This is a genomic window from Bacillus spongiae (assembly GCF_037120725.1).
GTDB lineage: Bacteria > Bacillota > Bacilli > Bacillales > Bacillaceae_K > Bacillus_CI > Bacillus_CI spongiae.
In genome coordinates this window covers 20,314-35,071 of record NZ_JBBAXC010000014.1, presented here as the reverse complement: position 1 = coordinate 35,071, position 14,758 = coordinate 20,314, and the positions used below count along the sequence as shown (strand labels likewise).

20 protein-coding genes are annotated in these 14,758 nt (G+C 36.7%); 12 read left to right on the top strand and 8 right to left on the bottom strand.

Annotation, left to right across the window (positions count from 1 at the left end):
- The first annotated feature begins 505 nt into the window (after window positions 1–505).
- Together WAK64_RS16045 and WAK64_RS16040 are read left to right on the top strand one after the other, a co-directional pair.
- Entirely contained in the window at window positions 506–1,003 is a 498-nt protein-coding gene (locus WAK64_RS16045; protein ID WP_336588007.1) for a S4 domain-containing protein, read from the top strand.
- 407 nt (window positions 1,004–1,410) lie between these two features.
- Entirely contained in the window at window positions 1,411–2,439 is a 1,029-nt protein-coding gene (locus WAK64_RS16040) for a serine hydrolase domain-containing protein (RefSeq protein WP_336588006.1), read from the top strand.
- Window positions 2,440–3,052: 613 nt separating this feature from the next.
- On the opposite strand, the gene WAK64_RS16035 is transcribed toward WAK64_RS16040, so the two are convergent.
- The 3 genes from WAK64_RS16035 to WAK64_RS16025 all read right to left on the bottom strand — a co-directional run bounded on the left by WAK64_RS16035 (window position 3,053) and on the right by WAK64_RS16025 (window position 4,400).
- Entirely contained in the window at window positions 3,053–3,232 is a 180-nt protein-coding gene (locus tag WAK64_RS16035) for a YfhD family protein (RefSeq protein ID WP_336588005.1), read from the bottom strand.
- A gap of 80 nt (window positions 3,233–3,312) precedes the next feature.
- Complete coding sequence (locus WAK64_RS16030) at window positions 3,313–3,438, bottom strand: YfhE family protein (RefSeq protein WP_336588099.1); 126 nt, start codon at window positions 3,436–3,438, stop codon at window positions 3,313–3,315.
- 62 nt (window positions 3,439–3,500) lie between these two features.
- Window positions 3,501–4,400: a TIGR01777 family oxidoreductase gene (locus tag WAK64_RS16025; protein WP_336588004.1), complete on the bottom strand. Its 900-nt coding sequence runs from the start codon at window positions 4,398–4,400 to the stop codon at window positions 3,501–3,503.
- 95 nt (window positions 4,401–4,495) lie between these two features.
- Here WAK64_RS16025 and recX point away from each other — a divergent pair, with 95 nt between their 5' ends.
- A complete protein-coding gene (gene recX / locus WAK64_RS16020; protein ID WP_336588003.1) occupies window positions 4,496–5,296 on the top strand; it encodes a recombination regulator RecX in 801 nt (266 codons plus the stop codon).
- Between the two features lies 1 nt (window position 5,297).
- Here recX and WAK64_RS16015 read toward each other — a convergent pair whose 3' ends face one another.
- Window positions 5,298–5,966 (bottom strand): SDR family NAD(P)-dependent oxidoreductase, encoded by a 669-nt coding sequence (locus WAK64_RS16015; protein WP_336588002.1) that lies wholly within the window; start codon window positions 5,964–5,966, stop codon window positions 5,298–5,300.
- A 115-nt stretch (window positions 5,967–6,081) separates the two neighbouring features.
- Between WAK64_RS16015 and WAK64_RS16010 the strand changes: the two genes are divergently transcribed.
- A complete protein-coding gene (locus tag WAK64_RS16010; RefSeq protein ID WP_336588001.1) occupies window positions 6,082–6,411 on the top strand; it encodes a YfhH family protein in 330 nt (109 codons plus the stop codon).
- Window positions 6,412–6,816: 405 nt separating this feature from the next.
- Here WAK64_RS16010 and WAK64_RS16005 read toward each other — a convergent pair whose 3' ends face one another.
- Both WAK64_RS16005 and WAK64_RS16000 read right to left on the bottom strand, forming a co-directional pair.
- Window positions 6,817–6,975: a YpzG family protein gene (locus tag WAK64_RS16005; RefSeq protein ID WP_336588000.1), complete on the bottom strand. Its 159-nt coding sequence runs from the start codon at window positions 6,973–6,975 to the stop codon at window positions 6,817–6,819.
- 14 nt (window positions 6,976–6,989) lie between these two features.
- The gene (locus tag WAK64_RS16000) at window positions 6,990–7,160 is read right to left on the bottom strand and encodes a small, acid-soluble spore protein K (protein ID WP_336587999.1); all 171 of its coding nucleotides are present in this window, start codon (window positions 7,158–7,160) and stop codon (window positions 6,990–6,992) included.
- A 135-nt stretch (window positions 7,161–7,295) separates the two neighbouring features.
- Between WAK64_RS16000 and WAK64_RS15995 the strand changes: the two genes are divergently transcribed.
- Complete coding sequence (locus WAK64_RS15995; RefSeq protein ID WP_336587998.1) at window positions 7,296–7,565, top strand: YfhJ family protein; 270 nt, start codon at window positions 7,296–7,298, stop codon at window positions 7,563–7,565.
- 27 nt (window positions 7,566–7,592) lie between these two features.
- On the opposite strand, the gene WAK64_RS15990 is transcribed toward WAK64_RS15995, so the two are convergent.
- Window positions 7,593–8,567 (bottom strand): metal-dependent hydrolase, encoded by a 975-nt coding sequence (locus WAK64_RS15990; RefSeq protein ID WP_336587997.1) that lies wholly within the window; start codon window positions 8,565–8,567, stop codon window positions 7,593–7,595.
- A gap of 70 nt (window positions 8,568–8,637) precedes the next feature.
- On the opposite strand from WAK64_RS15990, the gene WAK64_RS15985 reads away from it, so the two are divergent.
- Window positions 8,638–8,943 (top strand): hypothetical protein, encoded by a 306-nt coding sequence (locus WAK64_RS15985; protein WP_336587996.1) that lies wholly within the window; start codon window positions 8,638–8,640, stop codon window positions 8,941–8,943.
- A 44-nt stretch (window positions 8,944–8,987) separates the two neighbouring features.
- On the top strand, window positions 8,988–10,091 hold the full coding sequence (gene mutY / locus WAK64_RS15980; RefSeq protein WP_336587995.1) for an A/G-specific adenine glycosylase: 1,104 nt from the start codon (window positions 8,988–8,990) through the stop codon (window positions 10,089–10,091).
- A gap of 198 nt (window positions 10,092–10,289) precedes the next feature.
- Here the strand turns inward: mutY and WAK64_RS15975 are convergent, their stop codons facing one another.
- The gene (locus WAK64_RS15975) at window positions 10,290–10,514 is read right to left on the bottom strand and encodes a hypothetical protein (RefSeq protein WP_336587994.1); all 225 of its coding nucleotides are present in this window, start codon (window positions 10,512–10,514) and stop codon (window positions 10,290–10,292) included.
- A gap of 131 nt (window positions 10,515–10,645) precedes the next feature.
- On the opposite strand from WAK64_RS15975, the gene fabL reads away from it, so the two are divergent.
- From fabL to WAK64_RS15950, 5 genes are all read left to right on the top strand, one after another.
- On the top strand, window positions 10,646–11,392 hold the full coding sequence (gene fabL / locus WAK64_RS15970) for an enoyl-[acyl-carrier-protein] reductase FabL (protein ID WP_336587993.1): 747 nt from the start codon (window positions 10,646–10,648) through the stop codon (window positions 11,390–11,392).
- A gap of 81 nt (window positions 11,393–11,473) precedes the next feature.
- A complete protein-coding gene (locus WAK64_RS15965) occupies window positions 11,474–11,692 on the top strand; it encodes a gamma-type small acid-soluble spore protein (RefSeq protein ID WP_336587992.1) in 219 nt (72 codons plus the stop codon).
- A 146-nt stretch (window positions 11,693–11,838) separates the two neighbouring features.
- Entirely contained in the window at window positions 11,839–12,090 is a 252-nt protein-coding gene (locus tag WAK64_RS15960; RefSeq protein WP_336587991.1) for a YgaB family protein, read from the top strand.
- Window positions 12,091–12,208: 118 nt separating this feature from the next.
- A complete protein-coding gene (ntdP, locus tag WAK64_RS15955) occupies window positions 12,209–12,739 on the top strand; it encodes a nucleoside tri-diphosphate phosphatase (RefSeq protein ID WP_336587990.1) in 531 nt (176 codons plus the stop codon).
- A 113-nt stretch (window positions 12,740–12,852) separates the two neighbouring features.
- Window positions 12,853–14,601, top strand: a complete 1,749-nt coding sequence (locus WAK64_RS15950) for an ABC transporter ATP-binding protein (protein ID WP_336587989.1) — start codon at window positions 12,853–12,855, stop codon at window positions 14,599–14,601.
- Window positions 14,602–14,758 lie beyond the last annotated feature (157 nt).

The following is a 14,758-nucleotide window of genomic DNA, read 5'->3' as shown; positions in this document are numbered from 1 at the left end:
CAATCAACGGCCATTTTTCGATCGTTTATCGGAAAATGGCCGTTGATTTTTTTACTTTAGAGATTTTGCCTATCTTTATGGTTACTTATGGATATGTATTTGGCCGGTAGGAATTCTACTAACTTCGTTTCATTTTTATCGGAGTAATGAGTGTACAGGAAGGTTTAGGCTATTGCTAATGAGGAAAAAAGCTTGGAAATGATTACTAGTAATGGTAAGATAAAATTAAGTCTACATGGAGAAAGGGTTAGGTTCTGTTTATGCCAACATCTACTTTGTAATGGATCAACAAACTGGATAGTGCTTCTTTGAAATACAGTGGTATTTCTCTTAGGAGTAGTCTGTCTTTTTATCCCATTACAAAGGAACGGAACGAATAAATGTAGTTTGATTGTTCTAAGTTCTCTCACCGTTGGGGAGGCTTTTTTTATTTTTTTTACAATATCATACTATAAATTTTCCCTTGTAGATGTTTCGTTTCTTTATCTTATACGAGGTGAAGAAATTGAGTTTAAAGCAGATAAATTGGAGTTTAATAAATATTAATGATGTTATAAAAGAAATTCGTCATTGTTCCACCTGTGGTAAAGATTCAACTTTTACAGACACATTAATTAGACGTCATAATGCTAATGGAAAAAATATTTACCGATACGCAATCTTTAAGTGCGAGAGAAATCATACTTGGAATAAAAAACTTGAAACTTATAAGAGTTTTACCGATCATGTGAGGTTGTATGAGAGTTACGAAAATAGTACTGATGACACTCCAATTTGTTTAAAATCACTTATTAATTCACAGGTTGATCGTATTGAAATTACGATTGATCAAGTAATTGGTGATTTTCGAATTGATAAAGTACTATCAGAAAGATTCATGGATATTAGCAGGAACAATATTGTAAGAAACATAAAAGATGGTTGGATTCTACTGAATGGAAAAAATGTAAAACCGAGTTCAAGATTACGTTGTGGAGACCGAATTTTAGTAAATATTATTTAAAAGCGATAATATAAGCGTCGGATTAACCCTAAAGTTCACCAATTTCACTTTTTGGTATCTAAAATTAACTAACAGCAATTCTCTATAAAGAGTATGCATATCACGTTTTGCTTTCTGGTGAATCTTTCACAAAATGGCGCCCTTCCTTGGAAAAGGCGTCATTTTTATACATTATGAAAAGTAGACGGATAAGACCATTGATCATAGAGTAATGGTTATTGGAGCAAGCCATGCAGATGGTTCCAATCGGAATTGTTTCCAATTGCATTCATTTGATTGTTCGAACATGCATTTTAGATACTGAAAGAAAGACTGTCCAGGTAGTAATTATTAGCTTGTATAATAGTATATTTGTTACGGAAATACAATAACGACTAATTGATTTGGAAGAAGGGCGGAAAACATAAGTGAGCAGAACCATAACGAAAGATGTTTTTAAAGAGATAACAGCATACTCCGAGAAAACAAGAAAAGAAATGCATGCATCTGGTGGAGCGTTAGTTATTATAAAGGATAATGAGATTGTACATGAGTGGTATGCAGGTACCCACCACTTTGAAAAGGGTGCAAAGAATATTGATTGTTCTTCACAATTTAATGTCTATTCGACTAGAGTAACTTATGTAGGCTTAGCAGTAGCAATAGCTGTTTATGACGGATATTTAACTCTTGATGATAAAATTTCTAAGTATTTAACTGAACTTGATAAAGAAATCTTAGGAGAAACGACTATTAGGCATCTTTTAACAAGATGCACTGGATTAAAAATCCAAAATAAAGAAGTCAAACGAATATTTGATGTAGGAACCAATATTGAAGGGAAGCGCCCTGATTTGTTGGCAAAAATACTTAAAAAAGCTACTGGAAAAACTGTCAATCAAATTCTTACTGATCAAGTATTCCAACCTCTAGGCTGGAAAAGTACAGAATGGGCAACAGAAGGTAAAAGTACTTTAGTATGTGATATCCATTCTCCAAATAGCTTTCCTTCATTAAGAATTGGCTCTAATGATGGAGACGAAAGAAATTTGTATGTAAGTGCAAGAGAGCTGGCTTTTTGGGGGAATTTACATTTAAATAAAGGGTATATTGGTGGGAAACAGATCATTCCTAGAGAGGTTTTTGAGCTTGCTACAACGATTCAAAGCCCTATATCAGTCCCAAGTACATTGCCGAAATTTGGTTTTTTCTGGTGGGTGAAGGATCCAAACGTTTCTTGTGATTATGATGAACTGGGTACAGATTTACCTGAAGGAAGTTATCAAATATTAGGTGCATCAGGTTGTTCTTGCCTTGTTATTCCAAAATTAAATGCTGTTGCTGTAAGAATGTACAATAGTTTATATACATATGAGAATGAGCATCTGGACCACATACAAGATATACATAATTTTGGTAACCTAGCTGTTTCTAGTTTAACTATGCTTTCTGAATAAACTAGAGTGACACCTATAGGTGCTGTAATTAAAAAAGATGCAGAAAAGAATCCATTTTTGAGTAGTCTTTATAAAAATGGATTCTTTTCATTTACAGATTTTCTACGTGCTTCGCCAAATGCTTGTCGCTGCTGGGCGACCTGACTCTGCTTAGGCCTACAGGATGTAGGTCATGAAGGCGTTGTGACAGGACGTCACGAACTTAGCCTTCGTTCCTTAATGTTGTCTAGCTCCGTCGGCTTGTGGCTCGGGGTCAACTGCCACCCCACTCCGGAAATCAGGATTTCCTGCGTGTTGCGTCAGTTGCCTGTCGCCCCAGAGCGAGCCTCCTCCGCTTTTCTTGTCGTCTAGCTCCACAGCCCAGCGCCTAGTAAACTTGTCCTCTCCTCCTTACGATAAGTCAACATCAAATTTCTTCGAAATTCGTGTTTCCTTTATCTCGTGCGGAGCGGTACAAGTTTATACGTTGCTGAACGGGCTGTTCCGCTTTTCTTATTGTCTAGCTCCGTCAGCTTGTGGCTCGGGGTCAACTGCCATCCCACTCCGAAGGTCAGGACCTTCTGCGTGTTGCGTCAGTTGCCTGTCGCCCCAGAGCGAGCCTCCTCCGCTTTTCTTATTTCTTTCTTTTCGTTTGTATTCTTTGGTTTGCTGCATTTGCTCTTGCTTGGGCCTCTAGTGAAGCTTCTTCACCAGAAAATTCTTCATCATATGTTTGTGTTTTTAAATTTTGTGGTACTTGGGGCAATGAATTTTTGTTCTTATCACGTGTTTTATGTTTATGTGCACGTCCCATTTGAACGCCTCCTATCAGAAAATAAAATCAGAAAGCTTTTGCTTTCTGATTTTATTATTTTCAACTATTGAATTGTTATCCTATAAAGGTTTTTTAGGTGCATAACCACCTGCACGGTCCGCCATTTTAAATTCGCGAGAATAGGTTACCTCTTGAGCACTTGAAAGTGTAGATTTGGTTTTGTCCCTCTTCTTTTTCTTATCCATCATCAAACTTCCTTTCGTATGTATTCCTCCCTATTTTTTCCTTAAATAACAGGAATCATACCTTACTGAAGTAGGTCTTTTAGTGCAGGTTTAAGAGTGGGATACGAAAAGTCAAATCCATTTTTTAATAACACCTCTGGTATTACTTTTTGTCCATCTAAAACAAGTGTACTCATTTCACCGAGTACAGCTTTCATTACTGGGGATGGTACAGGTAACCAATGTGGACGTTGAATAACTTGTCCTAAAATATGGCCAAATTCATCCATTTGCAGAGGATTTGGAGCCACAATATTAACAGGACCCTTTATGGAATGATTTAAAATAAAAATAATTGCTTTACAGACGTCTTCGATATGAATCCATGACAGCCATTGTCTTCCTGAACCGACAGGACCTCCAATGAAAAACTTATATGGTAGTGCCATTCGGGGGAGAGCTCCCCCATCTTGACCCAAGATGATGCCAAATCGTGCATAAGCAACTCTTAAAGGTAATTGCTCCGCCTTACTCGCTTCTGTTTCCCATTCGACAACGGTATTGGCGAGAAAATCAGTTCCCGTTTCTGTAGAGGATTCTGTATAGTTCATTTCATTGGAAGCATTATAATAACCGATTGCACTGGCATTGATGAAAACAGAAGGGGGGATCGGGAGGGCTTCCATGATGCGGAGAACTTCCCGTGTTGTTTCCCGTCTTGATTGTATAATCTTTTCTTTTTGTTTTTTTGTCCAACGCCCATTATTAATCGGTTCACCTGCTAAATTAATAAATGCATCGATACCGACTAATAAGTCTTCTGGCTTACTACCCTCTGTTAACCATTCTATGTACTTTACTTTTTCATCGTAATGTTCATAGGGGTGCCGTGTTAGTACATAAACTTCATGTTCGTGCTTTAATAGTGCTTTCACTAAATGTTTTCCAATAAAGCCAGTACCGCCAGTAATCGCAATCTTCATTTGACTACTCGACCTCCTTTTTTTTCATTAACTTAACGTATAACTTGCCATCATCTTTCTCTTAATATGTTAAAGTAAAGAAGAGGTGTAGAAAAGTGCGAACGATAACAAAAATAACGACTCAACAAAAAAATCAAGACCGATACAATATTTTTATCAATGGAAAATACGCATTTAGTGTTGATGAAAATGTTCTTATTTCCTTTAATTTAAAAAAAGGGTTGGAAATTGACGAACTTCTGTTAAATGAAATCCAATTTGAAGACGATATTCAGAAAGCATTTCATATAAGCCTAGTATATTTAAGTCATCGGATGCGGACAGAAAAAGAAGTAGTGGATCATTTAAGTAAAAAAGAAATTGAAGAAGAGGTTATTTCTGAGACTATACATAAGCTGAAACATTATGCCTACCTTAACGATCAAGAGTTTGCAACGGCATTTGTTAATACACAAATTGCGACAACAGATAAGGGGCCAAAGCGTGTTAGCCAGGAGCTGTCTGAAAAGGGAGTGTCTCCTTCAATTATAGCAGAGGTCATGTCCCTTTTTACAAAAGAAGCAGAGCTTGATAAGGCCATTGTTATTGCAGAAAAAACAATGAAAAAAAATAGTAAACTGTCTCCATTACAAAAAAAACAAAAAATTGATCAAACATTATTACGAAAAGGCTATGCACCTGAGATTAGTAAAGCTGTCCACAACCAAATTAAAGTGGAAGCTGATGAGGATGAGAATTGGGATGCCTTATATTATCAAGGGGTAAAGGCACATAAGCGATATAGTACAAAGTATGAAGGGTATGAATATGTTCAAAGAATGAAAGCAGCCCTTTATCGAAAGGGCTTTTCATTAGAGGATATTGATCGCCTATTAGAACAATTAAAAAACGATTAACTTATTTTTTCGACTCTATAATAATTTCTAATTCTGACTCTGCTCGCTCTACAATTAATTGTGCTACTTCTCGTGGAGAACGAAGGCGTGAGCGATCAGCAATATGGTCGCTTCCTTCCCAAAATGGTGTATCCATCCCTCCCATATATGCATTGACAATTGAGATGTTTGTACTAGCGAGTTCTTTTTGCATGCTTTCCGCAAAGCCTCTTAATGCAAATTTACTCGCAACGTACAATGACTCATTGACTTTGCCACGTAGTCCGGCAGTGGAAATGATATTCACTATTTTCCCCTGGTCATATTGAGTAATAAACTCCTTTGTGAGTGAGATTGGTGCAAAAACGTTTGTTGTGACCATTTCTTCCAATTCAGCAGATGTTGATGTAGAAAGTGGGCCAAAATAACCAACACCAGCGTTATTGATAAGGATATCGACTGTGTCTGTATCGGATACAGCTGCAAATATACTAGAAGCAGCATCTCTGTCAGATAAATCAGCCGTAATAATTTGGACTTGTCCACCTGAACTCTCTATTTTATTTTGCAGCGTAGCTAATTTAGAATGGGAACGACCATGGGCATAAATTTTATATCCTTTTTCACTATATAGGAGAGCAAATTCTTTACCTAGACCAGAACTTGCACCCGTTATTAAAACAGACTTCATTATTAGCACTCCCTTGTTGTTAGTTCTAGCTGAATCTATCTTCAGAACTAATGATTTTACGATATAATAATTGTATCATTTTTATTATCCCACTTCATCTTGAGGAGGAATTTTCGTGGAACAAGAGAAAAGGTATAGCCAAATGTCAGAAAATGAATTAAGACAGGAAATAGCTTCGTTAAAAGAGAAAGCTAGAAAGGCGGAGCAATTAGGCATGATTAATGAATTTGCCGTATTAGAGAGGAAAGCCAACATGGCTGAATCATATTTAATTGATCCAGCGGATTTTAAAAAAGGAGAAATATATGAAATAAAGGGTTCCCCTGGGGAATATTTTAAAATTGATTATTTAAATGGAGTATTTGCCTGGGGATTCCGCTTGTCAGGCTCTAACGTAGAAGAGGCACTTCCAATATCGTTGCTAAAAGATGCGAAAGTGGTTTAAATTAAGTGAAAAGAAGAAGCAAGCGAGGATTTATGGCTTCTTTTTTGGAAGGAAAGGAATTTCCTTGTCGTAAATATTCAATAAATTAATTCGCAAAAAAAGAGCATGGACCATCAATGCTCTTTTTTGCCTTTTCATATGCATTAATCTTTGATTCCACAATGAGTGGTCTGTTTCATCAAAGATTAATGCCCTGCAAAAACTAAACGTCCTATTCATTGAGTAGCCATTTGCAGAATGATTCCAAGCCTATCCTTTTCTTTCGTCGCAGTTCAAAACATGGAGATTCAGATTGTCACTTTCTTATTATTTAAATGGTAAAACTCCCTCAAATATAACAATCAAAACGACAGACCAAAAAGCGCTGCTTGGTCTGCCATTTGATTATAAACGTTGAGAATCCTTCTATGATCGTTTACGTGTTTGGTTTTCTAAGATGATTAAATCCTGGGTCTGAGTTGTTTGTCCATTGGCTTGTGAATGAGCATGTTTTTGGTTATACCAGCCTTTATTAAAAGGACTTGAATACTTATTATTAAAAAAGTTATTTTTCATATTTCCCATGTTACATTCCCCCTTTATTGTTCTGATGAATCACTGTCACGGTTACCGGAAGCCCGCATGCGTTCTTGAGGGTGAGTATTTGTCGTACCATCTGCTCTTTTAGAAGCGTACTCTGCTTTAGCTCTTGGCTCACCATTAAACTTGTTCTTACTCTGATTTGGGAATCCAGTTCCTTTATTTCGCATTGTACAACCTCCTAACCATTATCGTACTAAAGCAAAGGAAGTTCTAAGCTCTAATACGTATTCTTAGTATGAAAAAAACGTCAGAAGCTTATGAATGTAAATCGTGTTAAAATAATGGGAATGGAGGGAGTATACATGAATGAGATTTTTCAACGATTGACCGATGCATTACTACACAAAAACCCTAAATTATCAGCGTCCCGAGCAAGAACATGGGTGGAACTTTTATGGGAGGATTTTGAAACAACCTATGCCAAAGCTGGAAGGGAATATAAGGGAACGGATATGGCTGAAAAGGTTGTGCTTCAAATGATTCAATCTTATGGAGATAAACTTCACGTTATTGCTGGGAAAAATCCTAAATATAGTCAAATGTTATCGGATGAAGATAATGGCGTCCATTGACTAGAAGCGGTGATAAAATATCACCGCTTACTCTATTGTTAGCTTCTTTTGAAGCTTATCTTCGCTAAAAATCCAGCCGGTATAAGAGTTCAAAATGTCTAAATTCTGATCTAAATGAACCACTGCGACAAAGGGATAATGCCCGTTACTACGATAGCGTAAGTCAATTAAACGTACTTCATATTTTTCATCATCGTACTCAATTTCCCAACGGAAGACTGGAGAGAATGAAAGGAAAGCTGAAATGTTTTTGTCCTTTTTCGCAGCCTGTATAATGTCATTTTCAGGAAGTGGAATTCTTTTGTATTCATCTAAAATAGTGACAGAGCGACGATAGGCTCTAGCAACAAAATAGCGATCCTTTGTTATAATAGCTACCCGCCATTGAAAAAAATGGATAGTAGGCGATATAATAATTCTCTCAGCCTTTGGAACCGTTTTTCTCACAGCAATTTTGACAAAATATTGAGCAATAAAGCGAAGAATATAATAGATGACGATGATTCCATATATGGTAATAAAGGTCCAGCCTGGATCAAAGCCAATTCCCCACAGTACTAAACCAATAACATGAAATCCGAAGATATAAAGATCAAATGTGTTTATTACTCCTAATGCGACCCATTTCGATGAGATTGGACGAATTGCTTGTGTACCATATGCATTAAAAATGTCGACAAATACATGAAGGAATACGGCAATAAATGTCCAAATCCATAAGTGAAATAAATTTGCCGTAGGAAAAAAAGGGTACAGAACGGAGACTATAGCGATAGGCCACAATAACACAGCTGGTATACTATGGGTGATGCCTCGATGATTTCGTAAATATGTTGCATTATTGCTTAATTTTAACACTGTATCAATGTCGGGAGCCTGCGAACCAACTAACGCAGCGATAAATACGGCTTGAGAAGTTGCCGTGTTTTCTGCTACAACAGGATCTAATGTAGAAATTCCCGCAATTGCAAAGCCCATTACTACATGTGTACCAGTATCCATGCAACCATCTCCTTTCAAATCGTTCACAGTTACTTGTCAAAAATGATAGGTGAAAAAGGAGGAATTTTCAATGAGTAATACTTATCAAATGGTCATTCAATATGAAGTGAAAGATAGCGAAAGAAACATTTATGAGCATGAGATTAAGTATATTTTGAATAACCTTTCTCAATATGGAGCTGACAATATTCAATGGCAAATGCTTGATGATAATATTTACATGGAAACCTTTACGATTCCATCAGAAGCGTATTATAATGCGATAAAAAAACTTAGAACAGCACCACGTCATTTATTATTTGGCAAACTAGATCCATGTATTAATGGTGGTGTAAAAAAAATTCAATGTTACGGGCTAAAAACAGCCTATAGTTAATCTATTCCCAAAATCAAGGATCGTTAACATCTTGGAGGTAAAGCATGCGGCAAAATGACGAACTACAACTAGATAAGTTCGATACTAAAACATTTCAGAAAGAATTACTTGGTTGGTTTGAAGCAGAACAACGAGATTTACCTTGGAGAAAAGACCAAGACCCTTACAAAGTATGGGTTTCAGAAATTATGCTTCAGCAAACAAGAGTAGATACTGTAATCCCTTATTTTCATCGATTTATTGAAAAATTTCCAACGATAAAAGACCTTGCTGAAGCGGAGGAAGATAGTGTATTAAAAGCATGGGAAGGCCTTGGATATTATTCACGAGCACGTAACCTGCAGACAGCTGTGAAGGAAGTGCATGAAAAATATGACGGGGTAGTGCCTAATACTCTAAATGAGATTTCAAAGCTAAAAGGTGTAGGACCTTATACAGCAGGTGCCATTTTAAGTATTGCATACGATGTGCCAGAGCCAGCTGTTGATGGGAATGTAATGAGAGTCATGTCAAGAATTTTGACCATATGGGATGATATCGCAAAGCCTTCTTCACGAAAAGTATTTGAAAAGGCGATAAGAGCGTTAATTTCTCATGAAAATCCTTCTTACTTTAACCAGGCAGTTATGGAATTAGGAGCACTAATTTGTACACCAACCTCACCTTCTTGTTTGCTTTGTCCAGTCCGAGAGCATTGCCAAGCCTTTGCGGAAGGAGTACAAACAGAGCTACCCGTTAAAACAAAGAAGAAAAGTACTAAAAAAGTGAAGCTTGGGGCTGTGATTTTAAAGGATAAGGAGGGAAACGTGCTTCTTCATAAGCGTCCAAGTGAAGGGTTGTTAGCAAATCTTTGGGAATTTCCTAATTGTGAAATAAGCTCTTTAAGGTATGGGAAAAAACAAGTCGAAGCTTATATAAAAGAAGAATATAATATTGATGCTACGATTGAAAATGGAATATTGACGAAAATTGATCATGTCTTTTCACATTTAACGTGGAATGTGGAAGTATACATAGGGGAAGTTCATCATTTTGCCCAGCAAGAAGATTTACGGGCTATTTCTGCACAGCAATTGGAAGAAGAATATGCACTCCCTGTATCACATCAAAAAATGTGGAAGTATTATAATGAAGGAAAACAGTCATAATAAGTGGCTGTTTTTTTGAGTGGCACTAATGTTGTTCATTGCAAATGTAGGGAAAATGAATCAAAAAAATCAGGTTACATGCTGGTCAAAAAACGTGAAAAAATTAACAAGCACAATCTCACTTTATGGAAAGATAGAAGTTTTTTTGATAGAGTAAGGACGGACTGCAAGGCATCCGTCCCTAAACAACTTCACTCATTATTCGTAGTGAACTCTTGTTCCATGGGTCCAATCCGCTTCTTTACGATGAAAATCACTGCGGGATTCCATTTCTTCTACGATTTGACGATGAATTGTTTGACCTTCGGTGTTTAAATAAGGCACAATTTGTTGAAAGGCATGGTGAAAAAAAGCCAGTTCGCTTTTTCTCCACTCATTCTTAGGTAACATGGAAAGCTCTGTCATATCACGTCCAACGTACATAGTAAGACCTCCATTTCGAATAATTTTATGTCTTTTATAGACATGAATGTAGTGGGGTGGATAAGCTTCATTTTATTTTTTGATAGTATGAAAATTTTATTCGAACATATTTAAAGAAGGGATGAAGAATAATGAATAAAGTGGCCTTAGTAACAGGAAGTAGTAGAGGATTAGGAAGAGCAATAGCCCTCGAGCTTGCAAGAAAAGGGTATGATATCGTCATAAATTATGCAAGAAGTAAAAGTGCTGCTCAAGAAGTAGCGAAGGAAATTGAGGAAATTGGGAGAAAGTCACTCCTAGTAAAAGCTAATGTGGGTGATGTAGATAAGATAAAAAAGATGTTTCTTGAAATTGACGAGACATTTGGTAGATTAGACATATTAGTCAGTAATGCAGCTTCTGGTGTGTTGCGCCCGGTCATGGAGATAGAGCCATCACATTGGGATTGGACGATGAATATTAACAGCAAAGCTTTGCTATTCTGTGCGCAAGAAGCTGCAAAAAGAATGGAGAAAAGTGGTGGAGGTAAAATCATCAGCATTTCTTCTTTAGGCTCAATTAGATATTTGGATAATTATACGACTGTTGGTGTTTCAAAAGCCGCTGTTGAGGCTCTAACACGTTACTTAGCCGTAGAGCTTGCTCCAAAAAATATTGTTGTCAATGCTGTTTCTGGTGGGGCCATTGATACGGATGCATTAAAGCATTTTCCAAACAGAGAAGAATTGTTAGCGGATGCTAGAAAACATACACCAGCTGGCCGAATGGTGGAGATTGAAGACCTTGTTCACTCGGTAATGTTTTTATTATCAGAGGAGGCTTCCATGATTAGAGGCCAGACAATCATAGTGGATGGTGGACGTTCAATGTTGATGTAAAATATTCTTTTTATTTCTTTTTTTTTTTCGGATAGTTCTATCCCTTCATGGTTACATTATTATTCGTGGAGGTGATAACACATGGCAAAGAACAACAAACAAACACAATCTGGTACAAATGTTCAGCACGTACAACAACAGAATGCGCAATCTGGTCAGCAAGCTCAACATCCATATGGAACTGAGTTTGCATCAGAAACGAACGCTCAACAAGTCAAACAACAAAACCAACAAGCAGAAGCAAGAAAATCGCAAGCTTCTGGTCATCAGCAATACCAGCAAAACCAGCAACAGCCATAGCCCCTAAAAACCTAGGCATTAGCCTAGGTTTTTTATTTATAAAAAAGTTAAAAACCTCATATCGACAAAAGAAGTCAAAGGAATTTGAATAGATAGAGAGAAAATTAAGAGGGAGAAATCGTTTTAAAAGGTGGAGGAGACGGAGAGTGGATACTTTTAATCAATTGGTTGGCGAGCAGTTAAAGACGATGGAAAAGCTTCTGTTTCTGCAAGCAGAAATTGAAAGGTGTCAACAAATGGAGAGTGGCCTAATAGAACGAAATGAAACGGAAAAGGTTGAAAAGGTAAAGGAAGAGGTTAAAAAGTTGAAAAAAGAATTAAAGGAAGTTCAAGAAGAATTTACAAGACAGACAAATGAAGTAATTCATACTTATAGCCAGACTAAGGTAACCAATTAGAATGAGAGCCATCGTAAAAAAACGGTGGTTCTTTTGTTTTAAAATTTTTTTTTAAGCGTTATAATAAGATAATAGACTTAAATGATGAGGAAAATGTTTAGAAAGTAGGGGAAATTCAATGGCTGTTCCCACTGAAGGCAAAGCAGTACAAATACATAGCTATAAACATGACGGGAAGATCCATCGAATCTGGGAAGAATCAACCGTGTTAAAAGGAACTCGGAATGTTATTATCGGCGGTAATGATCGTACTATGGTAACAGAATCTGATGGAAGAACTTGGATTACTAGAGAGCCGGCTATCTGCTTTTTTCATTCTGAACTCTGGTTTAATATTATTTGTATGATAAGAGAAGATGGCATTTATTATTATTGTAATTTGAGTTCCCCTTTTGTGTATGATCATGAAGCGATAAAATATATAGATTACGACTTGGATATTAAAGTATATCCTGATATGACCTTTACGCTACTTGATGAAGATGAGTATGAAGCACATAGTAAGCAAATGGGCTACCCAGATGTAATAGATAAAATATTGCAACAGAATGTTGACAAGCTCGTCAGGTGGATTCGTCAAAGAAAAGGACCGTTTGCACCAGATTTTGTTGATAATTGGTATGAACGTTATTTAACACATCGTCGCTAATCTATATCAGCAAAAACCTGTTGAAAGTCTTCAGCAGGTTTTTTGATGTGAATCGATGGCTAAATAAAGTGGCTTCTAGTAAAATAGGTCAAGGAAGAAAGGAGGAGTTCTAGGTGACGGTGATAAAGCGATATTTGAAATTTGTCAAGCCGTATAGGCTCCAAATTATCGGTACATTAATTATTGGTCTTATTAAATTCATTATTCCTTTAATCATTCCACTTTTAATCGAATACGTTATAGATGATGTAATTGGAAGTACAGAAATGTCACAAGATGAAAAAGTATCTCAATTATTTTGGGTAATGGGAGCTATGGTGGTTGTCTTTTTGGTAATACGTCCACCAGTAGAGTATTATCGACAATATTACGCCCAGTGGACAGCAAGCAAAATTCTATACGATATTCGTGATCATTTATTTACTCATATTCAAAAGTTAAGCTTCAAATATTATTCGAATACAAGAGTAGGGGAAGTAATTTCAAGGGTCATAAATGATGTTGAGCAAACGAAGAATTTTGTGATAACCGGTCTTATGAATCTGTGGTTAGACGCAGCAACAATTGTGATTGCTGTTTTGATTATGTTAAGTAAAGACGTTTCTTTAACGATTGTTTCATTGTTTGTCTTTCCTTTTTACGCTCTTTCAGTACGTTATTTCTTCGGAAATTTACGGGGCTTAACGAGGGAAAGGTCACAAGCACTTGCGGAAGTACAAAGCTATCTTCATGAAAGAGTGCAAGGGATGCCTGTTATTAAAAGCTTTGCGCTAGAGGATTATGAACAAAAACAATTTCAACAACAAAACAGCAATTTTTTAAAAAAAGCACTTGCGCATACGAGTTGGAATGCAAAAGCTTTTGCTGTCGTAAATACCATTACAGATATTGCTCCACTCTTTGTCATTGGTTATGCAGGATACCAAGTTATTCAAGGAGATTTAACGGTTGGAACAATGGCAGCCTTTATAGCCTATGTTGAAAGGTTGTATAACCCTTTAAGGAGATTAGTTAATTCTTCTACTACCTTAACGCAATCCATTGCTTCAATGGACCGTGTCTTCGAGTTTATGGATGAACAATATGATATTGATGACAGGCCGGGGGCAGTTGAGTGTAAACATACAAAAGGTGAAATTACGTTTCAATCTGTGAGTTTCGCGTATGACCAAGATGAGGAAATGGTTTTAAAAAATATTGACCTCAATATTCGTTCTGGTGAGACCATTGCTTTTGTAGGAATGAGCGGTGGTGGAAAATCATCCTTAATTAGTTTAATTCCGCGTTTTTATGATGTGTCTAAGGGAAGCTTATTATTAGATGGACAAGACATACGCAAGTTCGAAGTTCGTTCCTTACGAGATAAAATCGGTATGGTGTTACAAGATAACATATTATTTAGTGAGTCCGTTCGTACGAATATCTTATTAGGCAATCCGTTTGCCACAGAAGAAGAAGTAGTGGCAGCGGCAAAAGCAGCAAATGCACACGACTTCATACAAAAACTACCACAAGGGTATGACACAAAAGTTGGTGAGAGGGGTGTTAAGCTTTCAGGAGGCCAAAAACAGCGAATCGCCATTGCTAGAGTCTTCTTGAAAAATCCCCCTATTTTAATTCTAGATGAAGCTACATCTGCCCTTGATTTAGAAAGCGAGCATTTAATTCAGGAGGCATTGGAAACACTAGCCAAAAAACGAACAACTTTAATTGTTGCTCACAGGCTGTCTACGATTACACATGCAGATCGCATTATCTTAATGGAAAACGGAGAAATAGCCGAAGTGGGTAAACATGACGAACTAATGAAAAAGGAAGGGAAGTACTTTAAACTTTTTCAAGTACAACAATTAGATATGTAATAAGAAAAAGCGGCTAATAGGTGAAAACAATTTCCCATTGAACTTTAAAAGGTATAATTCTTGAACTTTTTCAGGAGTTATATCTTTTTTATTTAGTAATACAATGGAATATGTGGTTTCTTCAACAATTCATCTTTTACACTTCCTCCCATTTTAC

Excerpts from the sequence above, each read along its gene's own strand:
- fabL (WP_336587993.1), top strand. The coding sequence starts at position 10,646 with ATGAATAAAGTGGCCTTAGTAACAGGAAGTAGTAGAGGATTAGGAAGA.
- WAK64_RS16000 (WP_336587999.1), bottom strand. The coding sequence starts at position 7,160 with ATGCGAAATAAAGGAACTGGATTCCCAAATCAGAGTAAGAACAAGTTT.
- WAK64_RS15990 (WP_336587997.1), bottom strand. The coding sequence starts at position 8,567 with ATGGATACTGGTACACATGTAGTAATGGGCTTTGCAATTGCGGGAATT.
- WAK64_RS16030 (WP_336588099.1), bottom strand. The coding sequence starts at position 3,438 with ATGGATAAGAAAAAGAAGAGGGACAAAACCAAATCTACACTTTCAAGT.
- ntdP (WP_336587990.1), top strand. The coding sequence starts at position 12,209 with ATGGCTGTTCCCACTGAAGGCAAAGCAGTACAAATACATAGCTATAAA.
- WAK64_RS16035 (WP_336588005.1), bottom strand. The coding sequence starts at position 3,232 with ATGGGACGTGCACATAAACATAAAACACGTGATAAGAACAAAAATTCA.
- mutY (WP_336587995.1), top strand. The coding sequence starts at position 8,988 with ATGCGGCAAAATGACGAACTACAACTAGATAAGTTCGATACTAAAACA.
- WAK64_RS15985 (WP_336587996.1), top strand. The coding sequence starts at position 8,638 with ATGAGTAATACTTATCAAATGGTCATTCAATATGAAGTGAAAGATAGC.
- WAK64_RS16015 (WP_336588002.1), bottom strand. The coding sequence starts at position 5,966 with ATGAAGTCTGTTTTAATAACGGGTGCAAGTTCTGGTCTAGGTAAAGAA.
- WAK64_RS16025 (WP_336588004.1), bottom strand. The coding sequence starts at position 4,400 with ATGAAGATTGCGATTACTGGCGGTACTGGCTTTATTGGAAAACATTTA.
- WAK64_RS15975 (WP_336587994.1), bottom strand. The coding sequence starts at position 10,514 with ATGTACGTTGGACGTGATATGACAGAGCTTTCCATGTTACCTAAGAAT.
- WAK64_RS16005 (WP_336588000.1), bottom strand. The coding sequence starts at position 6,975 with ATGGGAAATATGAAAAATAACTTTTTTAATAATAAGTATTCAAGTCCT.
- WAK64_RS15965 (WP_336587992.1), top strand. The coding sequence starts at position 11,474 with ATGGCAAAGAACAACAAACAAACACAATCTGGTACAAATGTTCAGCAC.
- WAK64_RS15995 (WP_336587998.1), top strand. The coding sequence starts at position 7,296 with ATGAATGAGATTTTTCAACGATTGACCGATGCATTACTACACAAAAAC.